Origin of the sequence: Aquabacter sediminis, from assembly GCF_028863665.1 — a bacterium.
GTDB lineage: Bacteria > Pseudomonadota > Alphaproteobacteria > Rhizobiales > Xanthobacteraceae > L1I39.
The window spans coordinates 313,796-339,189 of record NZ_JARBFX010000001.1; the positions used below are offsets into that span (position 1 = coordinate 313,796).

The window sequence follows — 25,394 nt, forward strand, 5'->3', positions numbered from 1 at the left end:
GAGGGCCTTTACGCCCGATCTCACGCTTGGCCGCGCCTCTTAACTTTTCGCGCCTCCCGCGCCCCCGGAAAAGGGACGCGGGGGCCGCGTTCACATCGCCTTGCCGGCCTCGCCCGCCGCGCCGGCCGAATTGCGCGCCACCGGCTGGGTGGGCGCCTTGGCCGGGAAGAAGGTGTAGGACAACGTGATGGTCTTCACGTTCTTCAGGTCCTCGTCCTGCTCGATGGCGGGGTCGATGAAGAACACCACCGGCATGTCCACCTTCTCCTTGCCCTCCAGCCCCTGCTCGTTGAAGCAGAAGCACTGCATCTTCACGAAGTAGAAGCCAGCTTGGGCAGGCGTGACATTATAGGTGGCATTGCCATAGGTGGCCGCGCCCGCCTGATTGCGCGCCATGTAGTAGACCATCTTGGTCTCGCCGACCTTGACCTCCACGTCACGCTGTTCCGGCTTGAACTCCCAGGGCAGCCCCGGCGCCACATTGGCGTCGAAGCGGACCTTCATGGTGCGATCGAGAACGGTCTCGGGGGCTGCCGTTCCCACCCGCGTCGCGCCGCCGAAGCCGGTGAGCGAGCAGAACATGGCATAGAGGGGGACGGCTGCGTAGGCGGCGGCTGTCATGGTGGCGACGAAGGCGACGCAGGCGGCGACGACGAGCCCGTTGCGCGGCTTGCGCCGTTCCCCGTTCCCCTCCCCGCGCTTTCCATCGTGGCCGTCCATGACCTGCCCTCTTTCCTGCTTTCCCTCGCCCTATAGGGGGCGGTTCAACACATTGGGCCCGAGCTTCACGATGGTGACCACATAGAAAAGCACCACCAGGAAGCCGAGCACGGAAGCGATCGCGATATTGCGCGCCCGCCGCCGCTTGGCCTGTTCATCCGTCAGCACCACGCCATCTTCGCGCGGCGGCTCCTTCTTCTTTTTTGCCACGCCTCAGATCCTCGCCACGAGCGCTTCCACCAGCAGGGTGGCAAACAGCAGGAAGAGATAGAGGATGGAAAAACCAAAAAGCCGCTTGGCCGCCTTCACCGCCTCCGCCCCTTCGCGACGGCGATAAACGTCAAAGGCCAGCCAGACCATTCCGGCGCCAGTCACAGCCGCCACCACGCCATAGGCAAGGCCCGCATAGCCGAGCACGACAGGGGAAATGGCCAGCGGCACGAGGAAGAGCGTGTAGAGCAGGATCTGACGGCGCGTCTCGTCCGGCCCTGCGGTGACCGGCAGCATGGGAACGCCGGCCCGCGCATAGTCATCCGCCCGATAGAGCGCGAGGGCCCAGAAATGCGGGGGCGTCCAGAAGAAGATGATGGCGACCAGCAGCAGGCTTTCCAGGCTCACCGAACCGGAGGCGGCGGCCCAGGCCACCATGGGCGGGAAGGCGCCGGCTGCGCCGCCGATGACGATGTTCTGCGGCGTCGAGCGCTTCAGCCACATGGTGTAGATGACCACGTAGAAGAAGATGGTGAAGGCGAGCAGCGCGCCCGCCAGCGCGTTCACCAACAGGCCGAGCACGCCGACCGAGAAGGCCGAAAGCGTGAGGCCGAAGGCCAGCGCCTCCTGCGGTGTCACCTTGCCCGCCGGGATCGGCCGCTTGCGGGTGCGCGACATGACGGCGTCAATGTCCGCGTCCCACCACATGTTCAGGGCACCGGCGGCACCGGCGCCGACCGCGATGCACAGGATGGCCGTGAAGGCGATCACCGGATGCACATGGTCCGGCGCGCGGACGAGACCGACCAGGGCCGTGAACACCACGAGCGACATCACCCGCGGCTTCAGAAGCGCCACATAGTCTCCGGGCGAAGCCAGACCGCCCATCGTGTCGGGGGCAATGGCCGCGCCTTTCGACTGGTCGATGCTGGCACTCACGTCACTCATTCAGATCACTCCGCCCCCACCGGGCACCCCGTTTGGCCGGTGCGCTCCCGCACCGCACCCATCCTACACCATCCGAGGCGGACAGGGACCGCCTCGCCCCTTGGACCTGCCGAAACCTGGCCGGCAGGCCCCGGGGTGCCACCGGGCAGCCGGAACGACCGGCCGCCCGACGGCGATTGTCACTTGATGCGAGGCAGGACCTCGAAGGCGTGGAAGGGCGGCGGAGAGGACAGGGTCCATTCCAGCGTGGTCGCGCCCGCACCCCACGGATTGGGACCGGCCAACTCCTTCCGGCGGAAGGCAACGAAGATGCCGGTAAGGAAGATCAGGACCGCGAAGCCGGAAATGTAGGAGCCGATGGACGAGATGTAGTTCCAGTGCGCGAACGCATCGGGATAGTCCACATAGCGGCGCGGCATGCCGGCAAGGCCCAGGAAGTGCTGCGGGAAGAAGATCATGTTCACGCCCACGAACGTGACCCAGAAGTGCAGCTTGCCCCAGAATTCCGGGATCATGTAGCCGCTCATTTTCGGGAACCAGTAGTACCAGCCCGCGAAGATGGCGAACACGGCGCCCAGCGACAGCACATAGTGGAAGTGGGCGACCACGTAATAGGTGTCGTGCAGCGAGCGGTCGATGCCCGCATTGGAGAGCACCACGCCGGTCACGCCGCCCACGGTGAACAGGAAGATGAAGCCGATGGCCCACAGCATGGGCGTGCGGAACTGCACCGAGCCACCCCACATGGTGGCGATCCAGGAGAAGATCTTCACACCCGTGGGCACCGCGATGATCATGGTGGCAGCCACGAAGTAGGACTGCGTCGCCGCGGACAGGCCCACCGTATACATGTGGTGCGCCCACACCACGAAGCCCACCACGCCGATGGCGACCATGGCATAGGCCATGCCCAGATAGCCGAACACGGGCTTGCGGGAGAAGGTGGAGACGATGTGGGAGACGATGCCGAAGCCGGGCAGGATCAGGATGTAGACTTCCGGATGCCCGAAGAACCAGAACAGGTGCTGGAACAGGATCGGGTCACCGCCGCCCGCCGGATCAAAGAAGGTGGTGCCGAAATTGCGGTCCGTCAGCAGCATGGTGATGGCGCCGGCCAGCACGGGAAGCGACAGGAGCAGCAGGAAGGCAGTGATCAGCTGCGACCAGGCGAACAGCGGCATCTTGTGCAGCGTCATGCCCGGGGCACGCATGTTGAAGATGGTGGTGATGAGATTGATCGCACCCAGGATCGAGGAGGCACCCGACACGTGCAGCGCGAAGATCAGCAGGTCCATGGCGGGCCCGGGATGGCCAAGCTTGGACGAGAGCGGGGGATAAATCGTCCAGCCGCCGCCGAAGCCGTTGGAGCCGGCGGCCCCTTCCACGAACAGCGAGATGATGGCCAGCGCGAAAGCCGGCGGCATCAGCCAGAAGGCGATGTTGTTGATGCGCGGGAAGGCGGTGTCCGGGGCGCCGATCATCAGCGGCACGAAATAGTTGCCGTAGCCGCCGATCAGCGCGGGCATCACCATGAAGAAGATCATGATGAGGCCGTGGCCCGTGGTGAAGACGTTGAAGGTCTGAGGATTCTTGAAATATTGCAGGCCCGGTTCCATCAGCTCCATGCGGATGCCGATGGACAGGGCGCCACCCACGATCCCCGCCACCAGGGCGAAGATCAGGTACATGATGCCGATGTCCTTGTTGTTGGTGGAGAACACCCACCGCTTCCACCCCGTGGGGGTGTGATGGTCGTCGGCGTGATCGGCGTGAGCCGCATACCCGTGGCTGGCCATGGCACAGTCCTCAGTCTTCGACGTTTCCGTCTTGTCTCAATCGAGTTTCATTGCGGGCGTCTTGCGTCCGCGTACACGGTCCCGGCACAGCGCCGGCTGGCAAGCCTCAGCGCGCGGCGTCCGCAAGTTGGAAGCGCACGCTCTCGGCGGCAGTGCGCACCGGCGCGGGGGCCTGGGCGTACTTCTGCTTGGCCTGCTCCAGCCACGTATTGAAGTCCGCCTCGCTGACCACGCGCACGGCGATGGGCATGAAGGCATGATCGCGACCGCACAATTCGGAGCACTGGCCGTAATAGATGCCTTCCTTGGTGGCCTTGAACCACGACTCGTTCAGGCGGCCCGGCAGGGCGTCGATCTTCACGCCGAAGGAAGGCACGGCGAAGGAATGGATCACATCGCCGGCCGTGACCTGGATGCGCACATTCTTGTTCACCGGGACCACGACCTCGTTGTCCACCGCCAGAAGGCGCGGCTGGCCGGGCTTCAGATCCTTCTCCGCGACCATCAGCGAGTCGAAGCTGAAGCCGCCATTGTCCGGATACTCGTAGGACCAGTACCACTGGTGCCCCGTCACCTTCACGGTGAGGTCCGGCTGGGGAATGTTCAGCTCCAGGTGCAGGAGGCGGAAAGACGGGATGGCGATCGCCACCAGGATCATCACCGGCACCACTGTCCACGCCACCTCGATCATGGTGTTGTGGGAGGTCTTGGACGGCACCGGATTGGCGCGCTCGTTGAAGCGCACCATCACGATGGCCAGGAGCACCATCACGAACAGCACGATGGCGGTGATGATGATCAGGATGAAGGTGTTGAACGAGTGGATGCTCTCCATGACCGGCGTCGCCGCGCCCTGGAGGTTGATCTGCCAATCCGACGGCTGGCCCATGCCGGCCCATGCAGCCGCACCCGACAGACTCACGCCAGCCGAGGTGGCCAGGGCGAGAAGGGCAGAGCGAACGGACTGTCTCATGGCGATGGTGTCTCCCTGAACAGCAAACCCTTGCTGTTCCTTACGTTGTGGCAACTCTCGACCAAAGACGAATGCGGCGGATTGGCCTCGGCGCCCTATCTTTGATTTACATCAAACACAATTCGGGGGTCCCGGCAATTGAGACACGGGCGCGCACGATGCGACAGAAAGTCGGTACCCATGGGCCTTGCGCCGACACCGGCGGCGTGTTCGCCCGCTGCCTCGCGATGCCCGCGCACCGGGGTCTTGGCAGCCGTCCGGCAGCCCATCACCGCTCCGTGTCTGTGCGAATCGGGGCCGAATGCGCATTTCGCATCAAAACATGCCGCCGCATTCTTGACACGGACGGTCAGCCTTTTAAGCGAAACCCTGCGGGGACCGACGAAAGTCGCGTCCTCGCCGACATGCGGCCATGCCGCCAGGATTTGGAGCCGGGAGCCAATGGGGTTCATGTTGTCGCGGGGCGATGCCCGCAAGTCGCCGGGCGCTTGCGCCCGCAGCATCGCCCGGCAGTGTGCGCCGCAGTCGCACGGGATGGGGCATCCGGCACGGGCGCTCTTCCTCGGCGTGATGGCTGCGCTGCTTTTCTTGGTCGGAGCTCCTGAGGCGCGCGCCCAGGGCACCGTGAAACAGGTGTTCAACGACTGGCAGATTCGCTGCGATACCCCTCCCGGTGCCCAGGGCGAGCAATGCGTCCTGCTCCAGAGCGTGCAGGCCGAGGACCGGCCCAATGTGGGCCTGACTGTCATCGTTCTGAAAACGGCCGACCAGAAAAGCCGCCTCCTGCGCGTGCTGGCTCCCCTCGGTGTTCTCATTCCTTCCGGCCTCGGCCTCAAGATCGACGACCAGGATGTGGGTCGGGCGGGCTTCGTGCGCTGCCTGCCCAATGGCTGCGTGGCCGAGGTGGTCATGGATGATGCGCTGGTCAACCGGCTGCGCAACGGCAAGCAGGCCACCTTCATCATCTTCCAGACGCCGGAAGAAGGGATCGGCATCCCGCTCAGCCTCAATGGATTCGGTCCCGGTTTCGACGCCCTGAAATAAGGTGACGCAGCGTTCGCTGCGTTGCACAATTTTTCCTGCCGCGGGGCTAGGTTTGGCCATTCTTGGCCGGCACAAAGCGGGCTTGGGCGTTGCTGGAGGCAGGCGGGATGCACGGAACCGATCACACACTGTTCCTGAGTGCCCTCGCCTTCCTTGCCGCGGCCGTCATTTCCGTGCCCGTGGCCAAGCGGATCGGCCTGTCCCCCGTTGTGGGCTATCTCGCTGCGGGAATCGCCATCGGGCCGGCCGGATTCAACGTGGCCGATCCCGGCACCGTCATCACGGTGGCGGAACTGGGCGTGGTGCTGCTGCTCTTCCTGATCGGCATGGAGCTTCAGCCCTCGCGCTTGCTCTCCATGGGCCGCTACATTTTCGGCCTTGGCACGGCGCAGCTTTTGGTGACGGGTGTGGTGATCGCGCTGGTGGCGTGGTCACGGGGCTTCACCATCGCCGGCGCGGTGATTTCCGGCATGGCGCTCGCCATGTCCGCCACCTCCATCGCGCTGCAATTGCTCACCGAGCGCGGCGACCTGCAGAGCGGCTACGGACAGCGCGCTTTTTCCATCCTGCTGTTCCAGGACATCGCCATCGTTCCCTTGCTGGCGCTGGTGCCCCTGCTCGCTCCGGGCAAGGAGGAACTGGCCGCCGATCCCATCGGCACCCTCCTCCAGGCGGGCGCGGCCGTGTCGGCGGTGGTGGTAATCGTGGTGGCCGGACGCTACCTGCTGAACCCGCTGTTCCGCGTGCTGGCCCGGTCCGGCGCACGGGAAGCCATGACTGCCGCTGCCTTGCTGGTGGTGCTGGGTGCCGCCGGCCTGATGGCGGCGGTTGGCCTGTCCATGGCGCTCGGCGCCTTCCTCGCCGGCCTGCTGCTTTCGGAAAGCACCTTCCGGCACGAGCTGGAGGCCAATATCGAGGCCTTCCGCGGCCTGCTGCTCTCCATGTTCTTCATGGGCGTGGGCATGACGCTGGACCTGCATTTGGTGCTCGCTCACCTGGGCGCCATCCTGGGCGCCGCGGTCCTGATCACCGCCATCAAATTCATGGTGGTGTTCCTGCTCTATCGCGGCGACCACAACACAAAGACGGAAGCCCTCAAGGCCGGCGCGGTGCTGATGCCGGCGGGCGAGTTCGCCTTTGTGCTGTTTCCGCTGGCCCTGGCCAACGGCATCCTTCACCAGGAGCAGGCGGAGTTCCTGACCGCCATCGCTGCCGTGACCATGATGATCGGGCCGCTGGTCTTCACGGCCATCAACCGGCTCGTCCCCCGCTTTCGCCGGGAGACGCCCGAGCGGGAGGCGGATGACTTTTCCGAGGCGAACGGGCGGGTTTTGGTCATCGGCTTCGGGCGATTCGGTCAGATCGTGGCGCAGTGCCTGCTGGCCGAAGGGGTGCAGGTGACCATCATCGACAATGATGTTGAGATGATTCAAAGCGCCGGCCGCTTCGGGGTGCACATCTATTACGGCGACGGCACGCGGCTTGAGGTGCTGCGGGCCGCGGGGGCCGAGAATGTGGAGGTGATCTGCGTCTGCGTGGATGACCGCGAATCGGCGGACCGCATCGTCGACATCGCCCAGGGCTCCTTTCCCAATGCCAGTCTCCATGTGCGCGCCTTCGACCGGGTGCATTCCATGGATCTCCTGCGCAAAGGCGTCCGCTACGAGATGCGCGAGACACTGGAATCGGCTTTCGCCTTCGGCGGTCGCACCCTCGAAGCGCTGGGCTTCGACAAGGATGCGGTGGGCGAACTGGTGGCCGATGTGCGCGCCCGCGATCGCCTGCGGCTGGAACGCCAGGTGGAGGAAGGGCTCTTCAGCGGGGGCGACATGGTGCCCGCCCGCAAGGTGGAGCCCGAGCCCCTCACCGCCCCGGAAACCCCCGCCCGTCCCCTCAATCCCGAGGCCCAGGACGTGTTGGCCCACGAGACCGAATTCTCCGGCTGAGACGGGATCGCGGCGCCCCGCCGATTCGTCGCAGCAATGCTCTGGCGTTGCGGGCCTGGTTGCGACCATACCTCTCTTCGCCGCAGGGCATGTTGCGATCGCACAGTGATTTCCCCGGCCCCATGACGTAAACTTCGTCATCGGGAGGGCAAAATGGATCAGTTCGTACAATTGTTGCGGGCCGCGCAGGGTGGTCAGGGGCTCGACAACATCGCGCAGTTCTACGGCCTCTCGGTGCAGCAGGCCCAGAAGGCGGCGGAAGCGGTGATGCCGGCCTTCGCGCTGGGCATTCAGCGCGCCATGCAGTCGCCAGAGGGCATGGCCCAGCTGATGGCGCTCATGATGCGCGGCCCCTACAGCTCCCTTTACGATCGTCCACCGTCCGGTCCCGCGCCCCTCAATCAGGCCGGAAACCCGGCGCTGGATGCCCTGTTCGGATCGCCAGACGTCAGCAAGGCGGTGGCGGACCATGCGGCCGCCTCCACCGGGCTCGGCGTTGCCGTTCTGAAGCAGCTCATGCCGGCCTTCGCCTCGCTGGTGATGGGGGCGCTGACAAAATCACTGGCAGCGTCCGGCGTGCTGAACCAGATGCTCGCGGCCATGCTGGCGCGGGCCAACGGCCAGCCCGTTCCCACCGGCAATCCGTGGGTGGACACGCTCGCCCTGACCATGTCCTCGGCCGGTGGCATGAATCGCGTGGCAACGGGCAATCCCTGGATCGACGCTTTCGCGCAGATGATGGTGCAGTCCCCTTGGGGCGGCAGTTCGCTGAGCACCGCGCAGAACCCCTGGCAGGACATGATTTCGGCAACGCTGTCGCTGATGGGCAGCACCATGCCCATGGCGCCGCAGCCTGTGGCGCCGCCCCCTCCTCCTCCCCCCCCGCCGCCGCCGGCGCCGCTGGGACAGTGGCCGTTCCAGGATTATTTCGCCCAGCTCTTCACCCAGGGCTTCCCGCCCCAGGGCATGATGACGCCGCCCGGCTACGATCCCAAGAGCCTGAGCCAGTTCGCGGCCTTCTTCCCGTTCCAGGACTTCTGGGGCCAGATGCTGGATCGGTCGACCGGCCATGGCGGCACGCCGCCCAAGTCCAAGGGCTGAACACCCCCCTGAAACGAAAGAACCCGCGCCGGCTGCGGTCGGCGCGGGTCAAGTGGGCGGTCGCCGAGGGGCAGGACCGCCGATGGCGTCAGACTTCGTCGCGGACGCGGCCCCGCAGGCGGTTGGCGGCCCGGCGTTCCACCGCGCGGCTCACCAGCACATGGCTTGGGTCGCTCCAGATGGGTTCGCTGGCGGCATCGCAAAGATCCGCGCGCGTCAGGCCCACATCACGCAGAAGATAATCATCGAATTGGAGCATCTGCGACACCACGCGGCGATGCTCGATGGCGCGAGCGAGTTTATTGAGCGTGGAGATCCCCTGCATGATGAGTCCAGCCACAGCCGCACCCACGGGCGCGACGATCAGCTTGCGTGTTTCACCATAGACACTCATTTCGATCTCCATCGAACAACGTACGAGTGCTTACCGCTTTGCCTCCTGCCTGCGGAACAAGCCACCCGATTTCGCTCCGTCATCCGTGCTGACCTATGTGCTCCGGCGGATTGAATCACGCTAGCGAATGTTTTTCATCTCACTTATCATTCTCCGTGATGTTTCCCCGGAGGGGTCCCATGAGCGCTGTGTTTGACGCGGATCAACTGCGCACCTTTGTCGCCATCGCCGAGACCGGCAGCTTCACACGGGCCGCGGATGTGGTGCACAAGACACAGTCCGCGGTCTCGATGCAGATGAAGCGCCTGGAAGAGCGGGTTGGTCGACCCGTTTTCGTCCGCGATGGCCGCTCCTCGCGCCTGACGGAAGATGGCGAGCGGCTGCTCGGCTATGCGCGGCGCATCGTGAAGCTCAACCTCGAGGCGGCGGCGAGCTTTGCGGATGCCGCACTCACGGGGCGGGTCTGCCTCGGCGTGCCCGATGACTATGCGGACCGCTATCTACCGGAAATCATGGCGCGCTTTTCCGCCACGCATCCCTCGGTGGAGTTCACTGTCATCTGCGAGCCCACATCCGAATTGGTGGAACGGGTCCGGGCGGGCAGCATCGATCTGGCCATCATCACCTATACAGAAGACACGGCGCGCAATGCCCAACTGATCCGCCGGGAGCGCCTGCTCTGGGTCAGTTCGGCCCGCCATGCGGTGCATCTGGAAACCCCGGTGCCGCTGGGCCTCGGCCGGCCCACCTGCCAGTGGCGCCATGTGGCGCTGTCGCGGCTCGCCGGCGCCGGGCGTGCACACCGGGTGCTCTATACCAGCCCCAATTGCGGCGCCGTCTCCGCTGCCGTGCTGGCGGGCCTGGCGGTCTCGGTCTTCCCCGAATCGGCCCTTCGGCCGGGCATGCGCGTGCTTGGCGCGGGGGATGGCTACCCGCCTTTGCCCCCGTGCGACATCGCTCTTCTGCGCAATCGCCATGAGCCTTCGCCGCTGGCGGATGCCCTGGCGCAGCACATCATCCAGGGTCTCGACAACCTCACCGAGGCCGACGCGGCGGAGTGAAGCCGGAGCGCGGCGCCCGCAGCACCACCACGTTTCCGAGCAGCACCAGCGCCACGCCGAAGGCCGCGAACAGCGTCCAGTGGTAGCCCTCGAAGACCGTCGACAAGGCCAACGCGATGATGGGGAACATCACCGTGCCGTAACCGGCGCGGCTCGGCCCGATGCGCCGGATCAATGTCATGTAGACGCCAAAGCCCAGGAGCGTCGGCACCACGATCAGATAAGCGAGCGAGCCCAGATAGCGTGCGCTCCATTCGAGCTTGAAGTCGGCGCCCGTCAGGAGCGCCAGGGCGGCACAGAAGACCACGCCATAAAGCATGCCGAAGGCGTTCACCGAGCCTTGGGGCAGGCCGCGCCGGCCCAAAGCCGCAATGACGAAGCTGCCGAAGGAAAAGGACAGCGTCCCCACCAGGGCCAGGCCCAGCGCCAGCGGAAGATGGGGGGAGACTTCCTTCTCAAGCACGGACGGGCCGAACACGAGCCCCACGCCGAGCACGCCCAGCACCGCCCCGAACAGAATGCGCCGGTTGGGGGCGATACCCGTCATCACGCCGCCAATGAGCGGGATGAAGACGGCCGCCAGCGAGAACAACACCGACAGCAGCCCCGAGGGCAGATAGAGGCCGGCATAGTAGAAGCTGACGAAGTTGACACAGAACAGCGTCAGGCCCAGCGCCGCGAAGAGGAGGTGGTCCTTCAGCGGGAAGGACATCCGCCCGCCCCGCGCCGCCACCCAGGCGAACATGAGGAGGCCCGCCACCAGGAACCGCCAAACGCCTGACACTTCGGGCGCGACCACGCCCAATTGCAGGCGGAGCGGCAGCCAGCCGGTCCCGAAGATGAGGACGGTCGCCAGATAGAGGCCGACATCCAGGGGACCCAGCCCGGAGGACGGGCCGGTTGAGGGGGCGGTCATGGGCGTTTCCCGTTGCCCGTCTCTTTGAGCAATAGGCGGCCGGCCCGTCACCCATCCCCGACGCATGCCAACCATGCACCTCGCGCATGGTCAGGCGGGATGGGGGTGGGTCAGTAGGCCAGTTCGGTGAAGATCGGCTCCACCGTCTCGCCCCATGCGCCGAAATACTGGGACAGCAGGTCTTCCGCCGGCGTGCGGCCGTTGCGCAGCACTTCGTCGACCGGGGCGAGGAAGCGGGTTTCGTCGCGGCCCTGGCTGTCGAGAAGGCGGCGGCGGGTCAGACCGTCGCGGGCAAGGGCCACCACCTCGACGGCCACGTCCCGCACGGGACGGCCCCCGATCTGCGCCTTCAGGCCCAGCTTTGGCACGTCGTCGCGCAGCGCCTGGCGTTCTTCGGCCGTCCAGTCCTTCACCAGTTCGAGCGCGGCATCGAGGCTGGTGGCGTCGTAGAGCAGGCCCGTCCAGAGGGCCGGCAGCGCGCACAGGGTGCACCAGGGGCCGGCATCGGCTCCACGCATCTCCAGGAAGCGCTTGAGGCGCACTTCCGGGAAGATGGTGGAGAGGTGGTTGATCCAGTCCGAGAGCGTGGCGGTCTCGCCGGGAAGCAGAGGATGGCGCCCCGCCAGCAGGTCGCGGAAGGAGGACCCGGCCACGTCAATGTAGCGGTCTCCGCGCTTGACGAAATACATGGGCACGTCGAGCGCATAGTCCACATAGCGCTCGAAGCCCATGCCGTCCTCGAACGCAAAAGGCAGCATGCCCGAGCGGTCGGCATCCGTGTCGCGCCAGATTTCCGAGCGGAAGGACAGGAAGCCGTTGGGCTTGCCCTCGGTGAAGGGCGAATTCGCGAACAAAGCGGTGGCGATGGGCTGCAGCGCCAGGCTCGCGCGCAGCTTGCGCACCATGTCCTGCTCGCTGGAGAAATCCAGGTTCACCTGCACCGTGCAGGTGCGGAACATCATGTCCAGGCCCAGATTGCCCACCTTGGGCATGTAGGCCGCCATGATCTTGTAGCGCCCCTTGGGCATGATCGGCGTCTCGGAGCGACTCCATTTGGGGCTCATGCCGATGCCGAGAAAGCCGAGGCCAAGGGGATCGGCGACCGTGCGCAGATGCGTCAGGTGCGTGTTGATCTCGGCGCAGGTCTCATGAATCGTCGCCAGCGGCGCGCCGGACAGCTCGAACTGGCCACCCGGCTCCAGCGAAATGGCGCCGCCGCCCACCGGATCGGCCAGGCCGATAATGTGCGGGCCGTCCATGATCGGCTCCCAGCCCGTGGCCGCCTGCATGCCTTCCAGCACGGCGCGGATCCCCTTTGTCCCCTCATAGGGCACGGGCTCGTGGCGACCGACGGTGAAGGGAATCTTCTCGTGCTCGGTCCCGATCCGGAATTGCGCCTCGGGCTTGTTGCCTTGCGCCAGCCAGGCGACGAGTTCGTCGCGGGATTCGATCGGCGTGGCGTCCAGCGTATCGCGGGCCATGAAACTGCATCCCCTGAAGGCGGTCGCGGGCGCCTTCAGGCCCGGCGATCGCACCAAATCCAAAGCAGCCGTGAGCACCGCGTCCCGAACCGCGCCCTGCCCCCGTCTGCCCCGCCCCCGCTCCAGATCCCGCTCCCGGCCCTGTCTTCAGGTGCCGGCGGACCCGCCGGAATCGGGCCCTCGGGATCGCTGTGATCCGAAGGCCGCACCCCTTGCGGGCGCGCGAACATACACGGCCCGATCCGCGCCGCAAACTCCACCGGCAGGGCGGATCGGCAGGGCCGATCGCCGCGCCGGATTCAACGGGCGGCGGGTGTGGGATCGCGCACAAGAGCGAAGATCAGAACCGTCAGTGGCGTCGCCAGCACCACGCCCATCATGCCGAACAAGGTCGCGAACGCGACCACCGCGAACAGGGCCACGGCAGCGGGCAAAGCCACGATCTGCTGCTGCAGAAGGGGAGTGAGCACATTGCCTTCCATTTGCTGAACCACCACCACCAGCAGCAATGTCCACATGGTCGTCTCGAACCCCACCGTCGCGGCGAGCAGGAGGGCCGGAATGGCCGAGGCAACGGGCCCGACCATGGGTACGAATTCCGCCAACCCGGCAAACAGGCCCAAAGCGAAGGCGGAGGGAACGCCGATAATCCAGAGGCCGATGCCCGTGGCCAGGCCGACCACCACCATGGCGAGAAGCTGGGCCTTCAGGAACAGGCGAAGAGCCGCGCCGGCCGCCTCGAAGCGGGCACGGGCGGCGTCCTGATTCTCTTCCGGGAAGAGCGCCACCAGACCGTTCAGATAAAGGTGCGGCTGGATCGCCATGTAGAGACCGCCGGCCACAACGAGGAAAATGCCCACCAGGAGGTTGGCGACGTTCGAGGTCAGGCCCCGCACCGCCGTCAACAGCGCTTCGCCGGTCGGCACGTTGTTCTTCGCCTGCTCCATGACCGATTTCTCGATCTGCTGAAGCTCAAAGCGATCCCGCAGGGAGGTCCACGCGTCGGGCAGCCGCTCCACCAGCTCGGTGATCTGCGCCTGGATCAAGGACCCGAACAGGTAGAAGACAAGCCCGAAGCTCACGGCAACAGTAATGGCGGTGACGATCAGGGCCACATGGGGCGGCATCCGGGTGACATGGGCCACCGGCTGGGCCAATGCGTGCAGGGTGATGGCCACCAGGATGGCGAAAAAGATCAAAAGCAGCAGATCGATGAGCTGCCAGGAAATCCAGAATCCACCGACCACCAGGCACGCCACGGCCACGTTGCGCGCCATGCGCCGGTCCGAACCCCTCATCCACGCCTCCCCCGCCCTCGCCCCGACGTGCCATCGCACTCCGTGGGTTGCGACCCCATTGCTGCACCGCCGGACCAACGCCGGCAAGGCAACAACGTGGAAAGGCACAAACTGATCCACGCCTTCGCGGCGAAGCCCGCCAAGGAGAGGCGGTCGGGCTGGAAGATCAGGCGGGACGAGACTTTTTGCGCTCTTCGTCCACCAGTTCCTTCTTGGAGAGCTTGCCGACGAGGGTCTTGGGAAGCTGCTCGCGGATTTCCACCGCCTTGGGCATCTCGATTTTGGAAACCTGCTTGGTCAGAAAGGCGAGAAGCTCCTCGGGCGTTGCAGTCTCGCCCTCCCGCAGGGTCACGAACCCCTTTGGCGCCTGCCCCCGATATGTGTCGTCCACGCCGATGACCACAGCCTCGGCGACAGCAGGATGGAGGTAAAGGGCTTCCTCGATCATGCGCGGATAGACATTGTAGCCGCCGCACAGGATCACATCCTTGATGCGATCCACCAGGTAGAGGTAGCCGTCCTCGTCCACATAGCCCACGTCGCCCGTGCGGAAGGCGCCATCCACAAAGGCATCGCGCGTGTCCTGCGGGCGACGCCAATAGCCCTGCATCACTTGTGGCCCGCGGGCGCAGACCTCTCCGCGCGCCCCGGTGCCGAGCACGCGATGGGGATCAGCCAGATCGCGGATCTCGATGACCGTCTCCGGCACGGGCGTTCCCACCGAGCCGTCCTTGATGACGCCGAGCGGCGGATTGGCGGTCAGCACTGGCGCGGTTTCGCTAAGGCCGTAGCCCTCCACCAGCTTGCAGCCGGACAATTCCTCAAAACGCTGGCGCACCTCGCCGGGCAGCGGCGCGCCGCCGGAAATGCACAGCTTCAGGGAGGACAGCCCGGCGGGATCGAGCCCGGGCGCATTGTTGATGGCCGTGTAGATGGTGGGCACGCCGGGGAAGATGGTCGCCTTCTCCTTGGCGATGGTGGCGAGCAGATCCTGCAGCTGGAATCGCGGCACGAGGATGATCTCGCAGCCGAGCGCCACCGGAATGTTCATGACATTGGTCATGGCGAAGACGTGAAAGAGCGGCAGAACGCCCAGCACGCGCTCTTCCGATGCCCGCAGGCATCCCACATGGGAAATCACCTGGTGGGCATTGGCGGTGAGGTTGGCATGGGTGAGCATGGCCCCCTTCGGCACGCCCGTGGTGCCGCCGGTATATTGCAGCACGGCCACGTCGGTCTTGGCATCGATGAAGACGGGAGTTGGCTTGCCCACGCCGCGCATCAGCGTGTCCATGCGCATGTGCAGCCCGTCGCCCTCGGAAAAGACCGCCTGGTCCTTCCGCTTGAAGAGCTGGAACATCCAGCCCTTCAGGGCCGGCAGGACGCCGCGCATGGGGCAGACAATGATGGTGCGCAGCCCGGATTCCGCCGCCACGGCGGCCACCCGGCTGTGAATCACCTTCAGGTCGGGCACCACCATGATGGTGGTTCCGGAATCGGCAATCTGGTGTTTCAGCTCGCGCTCCACATAAAGCGGGCTGAAATTCACCACCGTGGCGCCGGTCTTCAGGATCGCGAAATAGAAGACGACCGAATAGGGCATGTTCGGCAGGCACAGGCCGACCTTCGACCCCTTGCCGACGCCCAGCTGCTGGAGCCCGGCGGCGGCGCGGTCCACCAGGTCCCCAAGCTCGGCATAGGTCCAGCGCCGGCCCATGAAATTGAGCGCGGGGCGCGGTCCGTGCTCGGCCACGGCGGCGGTCAGCAGATCGGGCACCGGGCCCGCATGAATGCCATTGTCATCGAGCCGCTTCAGCATCGATGCCCTCCCCTGGATCTGGAGGGGTGCGTCGCAGGACCCGCCGCCCCGCGCGCCCGTCCCCTCGTTCTCATGCCGGTGCTCTTGCGGCACGTTCGGCAGTTTTGACGTGGATTGCGCCGAACTGAAGGTGGCGGGGTGAGGCCGCCACCTCAAATCGCGCTGGCCGATGCCTCACTTGGTGATGAGGGCGGCCGTATTGGTGGGGGCGTCGAACTTGTAGCGGATGCCGAGGGACACGATGTCCACATAGGCGCTGTTGACCTCGGCGACGAGCGTGCCGCGGGTGAGGTTGGCCGGATCGTTCGGGCCCAGCGCGATGGTGCCGTTCTGCCCGAAGATGTGGGTATAGGCGAAGTCGATGCTCAGCTGGGGCGTCCAGGCATAGGTGAAGCCGGCGGAGAGCCACAGACGGTTGCTGTCGGGCAGGCGGGGGGTGCGATACTCATCGGTGACCGGCGAGATCTCATAGGCGAGGCCGGCGCGCAGGGCGAGCTTAGGATCCCACTGATACTCGACGCCGCCGGAGAAGAACCAGCCGTCCTGCCAGTGCAGCGACAGCACGGACGGCGCGCCCGCGTTCGACACGATGACCAGTTCCTGCATGGTGGACCAGTTGGTCCATTCCACGGTGCCCATCACCGTCCAGCGCGGATCGAGCTTGGAGCGGAACGAGGCGGTCACCTGATCGGGCAGCGTCATGCCAGCGCTGGCATTGAGCACGCCAAGCGCCGTTCCCACGGGCGTGTAGATGGTGGTCAGGCCCTCCAGATTCTGGCTGAGCTGGGAGCGGTAGCCGACGCCGAGCGTGGTTCCCGGCGCCAGCGTGAACAGGGCGCCCAGGGTGAAACCGTAGGCGATGGAGCTGCCGTCCACCTGGGTGTAGCCGGTGGCGAAGGTCGGCGCGCCGGTGATGTACTGGGCCTGGCCCAGCCGGGCGTCCATGTAATTGGCCTGGAGACCGCCGCCGATGGTCATCCAGTCCGTGACGCGATAGGCCACCTGGGCGCCCATGTTGAAGTCGGCGATGCGATTGTAGCAGCCATAATAGCGGCCCGACCAATTGCACGGCGCATCGGTGATGAGGCCGTAGGGCGAGGTGAGCGACAGGCCAATGGCCCAGCGATCCCAGGCATAGGTGGCATAGCCGGTGGGCAGCACGCCGTTATCGACGATGTCACCGACACCGACGCCGCCAAGGTTGGACCCGAGCGCGCTGCGGGCGCTGGTCACGTCGATGGAGGCATGGGGGGCAATGTAGGTGACGTTGCCTTCCAACTGGAGGCCCGGCACGAAGCTGATGGCGGCCGGGTTCCAATACATGGAGGCAAGGCCCGCCCCGCCGGCCGCATTGCCGGCGAACGACGTGCCCTGGTAGTAGGCGCTCTGCTCACGCAGGCCAAACCCGCCCGCCTGAGCGGCCGTCGCCGCGCCCAGCAGGACAACCGGCACCAACAGAGCCGGGGAAGTGCGAGACAGGCCGCTGGCGATGGACATGGTGCCCCCTTCAATTTGAGCGTTTCCTAGCATCCGACTTTTTGTGCGATGCACTTATTCGTGCGTCAGATGCCCTATACGTCACCCAGGATGAACAAGGCGCCCGCGTCGTCAACCAGGCAAATGAAGCGTCGGCGGAAAATGCGGTTGGGAAACGCGCAATGTGGCATTTCAGTCACAACCGCGGCATCAAGAAGGCGGATTCTTGGCAGCTCTCATCCCGGTCCGCATCAAGTGGGCCATGCCATAAGGTCAATAAAACTGTCCATTTTCCAGAAGTTCGCGCTTCGGATTCGCCAGCGACGAGTTGTGCGATGCGGTGCATGCAGCCTGCCCTCCGCCACACCTTCGGCACCGCAGCAACGATTGCCCGACAAGAGCCGCCTCCGACCTCTTGCAGGGCAGGTCAAAGCATGTATCGTAAGCGCCGTAAGTTGACGTATAGGTGAGGTCGCGACTGTGGATTCCCATCGCAACACCCAGGGCGGTCTGACCGACACGTTCTTCACCGTGACCGAACTTGCGCGCGATCTCGCCATCACGCCGCGCACCATTCGCTTCTACGAGGACAAGGGGCTCATCACGCCCCGTCGGGCCGGCAATATCCGCGTCTACACCAAGCGCGACCGAGCGCGCATGGTGCTGATCCTGCGCGGCAAGCGCCTCGGCTTCAGCCTGCGCGAGATCAAGGAATATCTCGACCTCTACGATATCGACCCCTCCCAGACGGAGCAGATCCGCCTGCTCCTGAAGAAGGTGCGCACGCGCCTGGAGATGCTCGAGGACCAGCGCCTCGCGCTCGAGGAGAGCATCCTCGAACTGAAGGACATCGAGGACCAGACCCTGGCTGCCCTGGCGCAGCAGGTGGCCGCCGCCAAGGCCGCCGGCTGATCAGGTCCCGATCGGCGATCCGCCGCCGGACAAGCCGGCGGCCGGCAAAGAACAACGATAGTGTTTCTGGCAGGAGAGCCCATGCAGAACGTGGTCATCGCGGGCTATGCCCGCTCGCCCTTTACCCCCGCCAAGAAGGGCGATCTCGCCCGGGTGCGGCCCGATGATCTGGCCGCCCAGGTCATCCGCGAGCTGATCGTCCGCACCAAGGTCAATCCCGAGGACATCGAGGACCTGATCCTCGGCTGCGCCTTCCCCGAGGCCGAGCAGGGCCTCAATGTGGCGCGCCTCATCGGCATGATCGCGGACCTGCCCCAGTCGGTGGCGGGCGTCACCGTCAACCGCTTCTGTGGCTCCTCCATGCAGGCGGTGCACATGGCTGCCGGGCAGATCCAGCTGGGTGCGGGCGAGGTCTTCATCTGCGCCGGCGTCGAGAGCATGAGCCGCGTGCCCATGACCGGCTTCAACCCCATGCTGAACCCGGCTTTGCACGCCAAGAACCATGCCGCCTATATGGGCATGGGTGACACCGCCGAGAATGTCGCCCGCAAATGGCAGATCACCCGCGCCGACCAGGACGCCTTTGCCGTGGAAAGCCAGCGCAAGGCGGCTGCCGCCCAGGCAGATGGGCGGCTCGCGGCTGAGATCGTGGCCATCCGCAACAACGGGTCGGTGATCGAGAAGGATGGCTGCATCCGCGCCGAGACCAGCACCGAGGATCTGGCCGGCCTCAAGCCCTCCTTCGACCAGAACGGCACCGTCACCGCGGGCACCTCTTCCCCGCTCACCGATGGCGCCGCCGCCGTGCTGGTCTGCACGGAAGCCTATGCCGAGCGCAACGGCCTGACCCCGCTGGCCCGCATCAAGGGTGTGGCGGTGGCCGGCTGCGCCCCGGAAATCATGGGCATCGGCCCCGTGGAAGCCACGCGAAAGGCGCTCAAGCGCTCCAACATCGAGATCGGTGACGTGGACGTGGTGGAGCTGAACGAGGCCTTTGCCTCGCAGGCGCTGGCCTGCGCCCGGGAGCTGGGCATCAAGGGCGAGACCATGAACAAGGATGGCGGCGCCATCGCACTCGGCCATCCGCTGGGCGCCACCGGCGCACGCATCGTCGGCAAGGCGGCAGCCCTCCTCCAGCGCGATGGCGGGCGCTATGCCCTGGCCACCCAGTGCATCGGCGGCGGGCAGGGCATCGCCACCGTCCTCGAGCGGATCTGAGGGAGGCGCACGCCATGAGCGACACGCCCCGAGAGATCAAGAAAGTCGCCGTCATCGGCGCCGGCGTCATGGGCGCCGGCATCGCCGCCCATGTGGCCAATGCCGGGATCGAGGTTCTCCTCCTCGATATCGTCCCGGAGGGCGCCACCAACCGCAACGCCATCGCGGAAAAGGCGGTTGAGCGTCTCCTGAAGGCCGATCCCGCCGCCTTCATGGCCAAGCGCAATGCGCGCCTGGTGAAGGCCGGCAATATCGAGGACAACCTGTCCGACCTCGCCTCGTGCGACTGGATCGTGGAAGCCGTCATCGAGCGCCTGGACATCAAGCAGGCGCTCTATGGCAAGATCGATGCGGTGCGCACGCCCGGCACGGCGGTGTCCTCCAACACCTCCACCATTCCGCTTGCCGACCTGACGAGCGGCCTGCCCGAGGGCTTCCGGCGGGACTTCCTCATCACCCACTTCTTCAACCCGCCCCGCTACATGCGCCTGCTGGAAATCGTTGCCGGTCCCGACACGGACCGGGAGACGGTATCCCGGGTGAAAGCGTTCGCCGACGTGAAGCTCGGCAAGACGGTGGTGGACTGCAAGGACACGCCCGGCTTCATCGCCAATCGCCTGGGCACCTATTGGCTCCAGGCAGCGGTCATCGGCGCGCTGGACCTGGGCCTTCGCGTGGAGGAAGCCGACGCCGTCATGGGCCGCCCCTTCGGCATCCCCAAGACCGGCATTTTCGGCCTCCTGGACCTCGTTGGCCTCGACCTCATGCCCCATGTGCAGGGCAGCCTGGAGCGGGCGTTGCCCAAGTCCGACCCCTTCCACGCCTTGCTGCGCGACGTGCCGCTGCTGCGGGACATGATCTCCAACGGCTATACCGGTCGGAAGGGCAAGGGCGGCTTCTACCGCCTCAATCGCGAGGGCGGCGGTAAGGTGAAGGAGGCCATTGACCTCTCCACCGGCGCGTATCGCCGGGAGGAAAAGGCCCAGCTTTCCGAGCTTGAGGAGCTTTCCAAGGACCTGCCCGCGCTGCTCGCCAGCGATGGTCCCGCCGGCCGCTATGCCTGGGCCGTCATGGGCCGGACACTTGCCTATGCCGCCCGCCTTGTGCCGGAGGCGGCCGACACGGTGGTGGCCATCGATGAGGCCATGCGCCTTGGCTACAATTGGAAGTTCGGCCCCTTCGAGCTGATCGACAAGATCGGCTCCGAGGCCCTCGCCGCCCGCCTGGAGGCGGAGGGCGCCGAGGTTCCCGCCTTGCTTGCCGCCGCCCGCGGGAAGTCGTTCTACCGCGTGGCGGAGGGGGGCCAGCAGTATCTCGGCACAGATGGCGCCTATCACGACGTGACACGGCCGGCAGGCGTGCTGCTGCTGGCCGATATCAAGCTGCGCAGCCAGCCCATCCAGAAGAACGGCTCCGCCGCCCTCTGGGACATTGGCGACGGCGTGGTGTGCCTGGAATTCACCAGCAAGGGCAATTCCCTGGACGAGGGCATCATCACGCTGCTGGCCCGCGCCATTCCGTTGGTGAAGTCCAAGTACAAGGCCCTGGTCATCTATAACGAGGGCACCAACTTCTCGGTGGGTGCCAATCTGGGCCTTGCCTTGTTCGCCTGCAACATCGCCGCCTTCGGCGAGGTGGAGAAGCTGGTGGCCACCGGCCAGCAGACGTACCAGCAGCTCAAATACGCCCCCTTCCCCGTTGTGTCGGCGCCCGCCGGCATGGCGCTGGGTGGGGGCTGCGAGATCCTGCTGCATTCGGATGCCGTGCAGGCCCATGCGGAAAGCTATATCGGCCTGGTGGAATGCGGCGTCGGCCTGCTTCCCGGCTGGGGCGGCTGCAAGGAGATGTTGACGCGCTGGCAGAATGCCAAGGGCGTTCCGCACGGGCCCATGCCGGCCACCGCCAAGGTGTTCGAGATGGTCTCCACCGCCACCGTGTCCAAGTCGGCGGCGGAAGCGAAGGAATATCTGTTCCTGCGCGAGAGCGACGGCATCACCATGAACCGCGACCGCCTGCTGGCGGACGCCAAGGCCAAGGCGCTGGCGCTGGCGGAAAACTATGTGCCGCCAAAGCCCGTGGACCTCACCTTGCCCGGCCCCTCCGGCAAGACGGCGCTCGTCATGGCGGCGGAAGGCTTCCACAAGCGGGGCATCGCCACCAAGCATGATCTGGTGGTGGCGGACGCGCTCGCGGAGGTGCTCTCCGGCGGCAAGGCTGACCATATCGAGCCGGTGAAGGAAGCGGACGTGCTGGAGCTGGAACGCGCCGGCTTCATGCGCCTCATCCGCACCAACGGAACGCTCGCCCGCATCGAGCACACGCTCGAGACGGGCCGTCCCCTGCGCAATTGATGCTACTCCCCGCCGCCCGGCGGCGGGGAGATGCCCCAGGCAGAACAATTTCGGGAAGACGCCCATGCAGACCTATCAGCCGCCGCTCCGCGACATGCGTTTCGTGCTGCACGAGCTTCATGGCAGCGAAGCGCTCAAGGACATGAAGGGCCTCGAAGAGGTCACGCCCGACCTGATCGACGCCGTCCTCGACGAGGCCTCCAAGCTCGTCACCGAGGTGCTCGCCCCCCTCAATGTGGTCGCCGACCAGAAGGGCTGCACCTATGAGAATGGCGTGGTGCGCACGCCGCCCGGCTTCAAGGAGGCCTACCAGACCTATCGCGAAGGCGGCTGGAACGGCATTGCCTGCGACCCCGAATGGGGCGGCCAGGGCTTGCCCGCCAGCGTGACCAAGCTGGTGGAGGAGATGATGTGCTCCGCCAACATCGCGTTCGGCCTTTATCCCGGCCTCACCCACGGCGCCTATGTGGCGCTCTCCCATCATGCCTCGCAGGAGCTGAAAGAACGCTTCCTGCCAAAGATGGTGGAAGGCGTGTGGTCCGGCACCATGTGCCTCACCGAGCCCCATTGCGGCACCGATCTCGGCCTTCTGCGCACCAAGGCGGAGCCGCTGGGCGACGGGTCCTATGCCATCACCGGCTCGAAGATCTTCATCTCGGCCGGCGAACACGACATGACCGAGAACATCGTTCACCTGGTGCTGGCGCGCCTGCCGGACGCGCCCAAGGGCATCAAGGGCATCAGCCTCTTCCTGGTGCCCAAGTTCCTGCCCACCGAAGACGGGCGGCCGGGTATGCGCAATGGCGTCACCTGCACCGGCATCGAGCACAAGATGGGCATCCATGGCTCGGCCACCTGCCAGATGTCGTTCGACGAGGCCAAGGGCTGGCTGGTGGGCGAACCCCATAAGGGGATGCGCGCCATGTTCTCCATGATGAATTCCGAGCGCCTCTCGGTGGGCGCGCAGGGCCTGGGCGTGGGCGAGGCGGCCTATCAGGGCGCCGTCTCCTACGCCAAGGAGCGCCTCCAGGGCCGGGCGCTGACCGGCGCCAAGTATCCGGACAAGCCGGCCGACCCCATCATCGTGCACCCCGACGTGCGGCGCACGCTGATGACCATGCGGGCCTATAATGAGGGCTGCCGGGCCCTTTCCGGCTGGGTGGCGCGCAATCTCGACCTGATGGAGCGGGCCCAGGACCCGGAAGAGCGCCAGCGGGCGGAGGACTTCACCGCCCTCATGACGCCCATCGTGAAGGCCTTGTTCACCGATCTCGGCTTCGAGAATGCCTCGCTGGGCGTCCAGGTCTATGGTGGGCACGGCTATATCCGCGACCATGGCATGGAGCAGTATCTGCGCGATGCCCGCATCGCCATGATCTATGAGGGCACCAACGGTGTGCAGGCCCTCGATCTGGTGGGCCGCAAGCTCGGCGCCCATACGGGCCGTTATCTGCGCGCTTTCTTCCATCCCGTGCTCAGCTATATCGAGAGCAAGGTCGACGACGACAATCTGGGTCCGCTTGTCGGCCCCTTGAGCAAGGCGTTCGGCGCGCTCCAGCTCGCCACCGCCCACATCGCCCAGAAGGGCCTGAAGGACCCGGACGAGGCGGGCGCCGCCGCCACGGAATATCTGCGCCTCTTCGGTCTGGTGGCGCTCGGCTACATGTGGGTGCGCATGGCAGAGGTGGCCTATGCCAAGAAGGACGAGCCCGATGCCGATCGGGCCTTCTATGAAGGCAAGATCATCACCGCGCGCTTCTTCATCGACCGCCTGTTGCCCCAGGTGGCCGGCCTGTGGGGCTCCATCAAGACCGGCAAGGCGTCCATGATGGACATGCCCGCCGACCTGTTCTGACGCAAATCGCGTCTTTGCTTTACACCTCGCGTTCCGCCCACCCGGCGGAACGCTTTTTCATGGAAGGCCCTGCCCATGCCCGACGCCGCAACCCTCATGGAGAAGCTCGGCGAGCATTCCGCCACCCTCTCCACCCTCGGCTACAAGGTCCGCTTCGACCTCACCGACATCTCCTCCTCCATCCTGCTCGACGCCACCGGTGGCGGTGCGGAACTGTCCGAGGCGCAGGGCGAGGCGGATGCGGTGCTCAAGCTCACCAGCGACACGCTGGACAAGCTCATCACCGGCCGCATGGGTCCGATGTTGGCCTTCACCACGGGCCGCCTGAAGCTGGAGGGCTCGCAGGGGGTGGCGCTGAAGCTTGCCGGGCTGCTCGACGAGATGAACTGACCCCACGGGGGCGCCGCGCGGCTGCGGCGCCCCGCTTCTCAGTCACCATTTGACCGCATGAAACAATTCGATCCATTTTGAACTATTGAGCCGCCCTCCCAGGTTTTGACGAGCCTCGAATATTTCCAACCTTTGCCTTCGCAGGCGCCGACAACATGGCGACCCCCGCTTTCTCCCTACCTGTCCTAAATGTAATGAGATTTGCACCGCGATTGACACCGTCCGGCACTGGAAATCGGCCTGGACGGTGATAAGGTGCCCGCGCGGTGACGGACAAAAGTCCTGCGTTGGAGAGATCGATGAAGTCGTTGATTTACGGAGCGCTTTTCGCGATGATCGGCGCGGTCGGCGTCGCGCAAGCCCAGACCAGCAAGCCCGCGAATGTCATCGACATGCCGCCGGCCAACTGGCTTTTCGTTCAGGTGGCCGACCAAGTCACCATTGACGAGAAGACCATCACCCTCAAGGGCGTCGCCCCCCAGACGCTCATGTTCACGGATCGTCCCGAGCGGATGACGGGCGATGCCCCGACCCCCGCCTTCGTGAAGTTCTGGAATTCCAGCAAGTCTGACTTCCAGAAGGACCCGCCGAACGCCACCCTGGCGGTGACCGTGGACGGCAAGGCCTCGACCACCGTCGTGGAGCTGACCGACCCGCAGCTCAATGGCGATACGCTGGTCTATACCTACCGCGTGCTTGGCGGCGATCCGCTGCCCAAGACCGGCACCAATGCCAACCTGTTCATCGACTGGTGGTACGGCCCCGGCTGGGGTCCCGGTTGGGGTGGCGGCTATTGCTGGCGTGGCCCGTATGGCGGCCTGCACTGCCGTCCGGCCTGGTGATCCAGTTCACCTGAAGGCTGATCCGGCCTGATATGAAGAACCCCGCCCGGCATGGCCGCGGCGGGGTTTTTCGTTGGTGCGGGTGGGCGACCGGGGCGCCTGCCCCAGCCGCACCTTCCAGGCCTCAGACCACTTCCGGGCCCCAGCCCACTTCCAAGCTTCAGACCACTTCCAGGCCCACATCCACATTGCCGCGGGTGGCGTTGGAATAGGGGCACACCTGGTGGGCCTTCTCCACCAGACGCTCGGCCTCGGCCTTGTCGAGGCCCGGCAGGGAGATCTTGAGCGACGCGGTGATGCCGAAGCCACCCTCCGAGCGCGGGCCGATGCCGACGGTGGCGGTCACCGTGGCGTCGGGCGAGACGCGCACCTTTTCCTGGGAGGCGACGAACTTCAGCGCGCCGAGGAAGCAGGCGGAATAGCCGGCCGCAAACAGCTGTTCGGGATTGTTGCCCTCACCACCGGCGCCGCCGAGCTCCTTCGGGGTCGCCAGCTTCACATCCAGCGTGCCGTCAGCGGTGGTGGAGCGGCCGTCGCGACCGCCGGTGGCCGTGGCCTGGGTGGTGTATTTCACATCGACCGACATGGACTGTCTCCTTCGTTCGGCCTCGGCGTGAGGCCCGCTTCCGTGATGGGAGTTATA

General features: G+C 65.7%; 22 protein-coding genes. 10 read left to right on the forward strand and 12 right to left on the reverse strand.

What is annotated here, in order from left to right; translation table 11 throughout:
- Positions 1 to 90: 90 nt before the first annotated feature.
- The 5 genes from PV781_RS01440 to coxB all read right to left on the reverse strand — a co-directional run bounded on the left by PV781_RS01440 (position 91) and on the right by coxB (position 4,647).
- A complete protein-coding gene (locus PV781_RS01440) occupies positions 91 to 720 on the reverse strand; it encodes a cytochrome c oxidase assembly protein (protein WP_274773844.1) in 630 nt (209 codons plus the stop codon).
- Positions 721 to 750: 30 nt separating this feature from the next.
- The gene (locus tag PV781_RS01445) at positions 751 to 930 is read right to left on the reverse strand and encodes a hypothetical protein (protein WP_274773845.1); all 180 of its coding nucleotides are present in this window, start codon (positions 928 to 930) and stop codon (positions 751 to 753) included.
- A 3-nt stretch (positions 931 to 933) separates the two neighbouring features.
- The gene (gene cyoE / locus PV781_RS01450) at positions 934 to 1,878 is read right to left on the reverse strand and encodes a heme o synthase (RefSeq protein WP_274773846.1); all 945 of its coding nucleotides are present in this window, start codon (positions 1,876 to 1,878) and stop codon (positions 934 to 936) included.
- A 179-nt stretch (positions 1,879 to 2,057) separates the two neighbouring features.
- Entirely contained in the window at positions 2,058 to 3,674 is a 1,617-nt protein-coding gene (gene ctaD / locus PV781_RS01455; RefSeq protein WP_274773847.1) for a cytochrome c oxidase subunit I, read from the reverse strand.
- 106 nt (positions 3,675 to 3,780) lie between these two features.
- Positions 3,781 to 4,647: a cytochrome c oxidase subunit II gene (gene coxB, locus PV781_RS01460; protein ID WP_274773848.1), complete on the reverse strand. Its 867-nt coding sequence runs from the start codon at positions 4,645 to 4,647 to the stop codon at positions 3,781 to 3,783.
- 534 nt (positions 4,648 to 5,181) lie between these two features.
- On the opposite strand from coxB, the gene PV781_RS01465 reads away from it, so the two are divergent.
- From PV781_RS01465 to PV781_RS01475, 3 genes are all read left to right on the forward strand, one after another.
- Entirely contained in the window at positions 5,182 to 5,691 is a 510-nt protein-coding gene (locus tag PV781_RS01465; RefSeq protein ID WP_425532348.1) for an invasion associated locus B family protein, read from the forward strand.
- Positions 5,692 to 5,798: 107 nt separating this feature from the next.
- The gene (locus PV781_RS01470; protein ID WP_274773849.1) at positions 5,799 to 7,637 is read left to right on the forward strand and encodes a monovalent cation:proton antiporter-2 (CPA2) family protein; all 1,839 of its coding nucleotides are present in this window, start codon (positions 5,799 to 5,801) and stop codon (positions 7,635 to 7,637) included.
- Between the two features lie 153 nt (positions 7,638 to 7,790).
- On the forward strand, positions 7,791 to 8,738 hold the full coding sequence (locus PV781_RS01475; RefSeq protein ID WP_274773850.1) for a DUF937 domain-containing protein: 948 nt from the start codon (positions 7,791 to 7,793) through the stop codon (positions 8,736 to 8,738).
- Positions 8,739 to 8,826: 88 nt separating this feature from the next.
- Here PV781_RS01475 and PV781_RS01480 read toward each other — a convergent pair whose 3' ends face one another.
- Entirely contained in the window at positions 8,827 to 9,132 is a 306-nt protein-coding gene (locus tag PV781_RS01480) for a DUF1127 domain-containing protein (protein ID WP_274773851.1), read from the reverse strand.
- A gap of 179 nt (positions 9,133 to 9,311) precedes the next feature.
- On the opposite strand from PV781_RS01480, the gene PV781_RS01485 reads away from it, so the two are divergent.
- Positions 9,312 to 10,193 carry a LysR substrate-binding domain-containing protein gene (locus tag PV781_RS01485; protein WP_274773852.1) on the forward strand — a complete coding sequence of 294 codons (882 nt, stop codon included), beginning with the start codon at positions 9,312 to 9,314 and terminating at the stop codon, positions 10,191 to 10,193.
- Here PV781_RS01485 and PV781_RS01490 read toward each other — a convergent pair.
- From PV781_RS01490 to PV781_RS01510, 5 genes are all read right to left on the reverse strand, one after another.
- Positions 10,168 to 11,109, reverse strand: coding sequence for a DMT family transporter (locus tag PV781_RS01490; protein ID WP_274773853.1), 942 nt, complete (start codon positions 11,107 to 11,109; stop codon positions 10,168 to 10,170). The two genes, PV781_RS01485 and PV781_RS01490, sit on opposite strands and share 26 nt — an antisense overlap.
- A 110-nt stretch (positions 11,110 to 11,219) precedes the next feature.
- The gene (locus tag PV781_RS01495; RefSeq protein ID WP_274773854.1) at positions 11,220 to 12,590 is read right to left on the reverse strand and encodes a glutamate--cysteine ligase; all 1,371 of its coding nucleotides are present in this window, start codon (positions 12,588 to 12,590) and stop codon (positions 11,220 to 11,222) included.
- A gap of 299 nt (positions 12,591 to 12,889) precedes the next feature.
- A complete protein-coding gene (locus PV781_RS01500) occupies positions 12,890 to 13,888 on the reverse strand; it encodes an AI-2E family transporter (RefSeq protein WP_274773855.1) in 999 nt (332 codons plus the stop codon).
- Between the two features lie 166 nt (positions 13,889 to 14,054).
- Positions 14,055 to 15,707 carry a long-chain-fatty-acid--CoA ligase gene (locus tag PV781_RS01505; RefSeq protein ID WP_274773856.1) on the reverse strand — a complete coding sequence of 551 codons (1,653 nt, stop codon included), beginning with the start codon at positions 15,705 to 15,707 and terminating at the stop codon, positions 14,055 to 14,057.
- Between the two features lie 174 nt (positions 15,708 to 15,881).
- Positions 15,882 to 17,204 (reverse strand): OmpP1/FadL family transporter, encoded by a 1,323-nt coding sequence (locus PV781_RS01510; RefSeq protein ID WP_274773857.1) that lies wholly within the window; start codon positions 17,202 to 17,204, stop codon positions 15,882 to 15,884.
- 459 nt (positions 17,205 to 17,663) lie between these two features.
- Between PV781_RS01510 and PV781_RS01515 the strand changes: the two genes are divergently transcribed.
- From PV781_RS01515 to PV781_RS01540, 6 genes are all read left to right on the forward strand, one after another.
- Positions 17,664 to 18,095 (forward strand): MerR family transcriptional regulator, encoded by a 432-nt coding sequence (locus tag PV781_RS01515; protein ID WP_274773858.1) that lies wholly within the window; start codon positions 17,664 to 17,666, stop codon positions 18,093 to 18,095.
- Between the two features lie 81 nt (positions 18,096 to 18,176).
- The gene (locus tag PV781_RS01520) at positions 18,177 to 19,313 is read left to right on the forward strand and encodes a thiolase family protein (RefSeq protein WP_274773859.1); all 1,137 of its coding nucleotides are present in this window, start codon (positions 18,177 to 18,179) and stop codon (positions 19,311 to 19,313) included.
- Positions 19,314 to 19,327: 14 nt separating this feature from the next.
- Positions 19,328 to 21,664 carry a 3-hydroxyacyl-CoA dehydrogenase/enoyl-CoA hydratase family protein gene (locus tag PV781_RS01525; protein ID WP_274773860.1) on the forward strand — a complete coding sequence of 779 codons (2,337 nt, stop codon included), beginning with the start codon at positions 19,328 to 19,330 and terminating at the stop codon, positions 21,662 to 21,664.
- Between the two features lie 64 nt (positions 21,665 to 21,728).
- A complete protein-coding gene (locus PV781_RS01530) occupies positions 21,729 to 23,519 on the forward strand; it encodes an acyl-CoA dehydrogenase C-terminal domain-containing protein (protein ID WP_274773861.1) in 1,791 nt (596 codons plus the stop codon).
- 75 nt (positions 23,520 to 23,594) lie between these two features.
- On the forward strand, positions 23,595 to 23,909 hold the full coding sequence (locus tag PV781_RS01535; protein WP_274773862.1) for an SCP2 sterol-binding domain-containing protein: 315 nt from the start codon (positions 23,595 to 23,597) through the stop codon (positions 23,907 to 23,909).
- A gap of 299 nt (positions 23,910 to 24,208) precedes the next feature.
- Complete coding sequence (locus PV781_RS01540; protein ID WP_274773863.1) at positions 24,209 to 24,751, forward strand: hypothetical protein; 543 nt, start codon at positions 24,209 to 24,211, stop codon at positions 24,749 to 24,751.
- 160 nt (positions 24,752 to 24,911) lie between these two features.
- On the opposite strand, the gene PV781_RS01545 is transcribed toward PV781_RS01540, so the two are convergent.
- On the reverse strand, positions 24,912 to 25,337 hold the full coding sequence (locus tag PV781_RS01545; RefSeq protein ID WP_274773864.1) for an organic hydroperoxide resistance protein: 426 nt from the start codon (positions 25,335 to 25,337) through the stop codon (positions 24,912 to 24,914).
- Between the last annotated feature and the right edge of the window lie 57 nt (positions 25,338 to 25,394).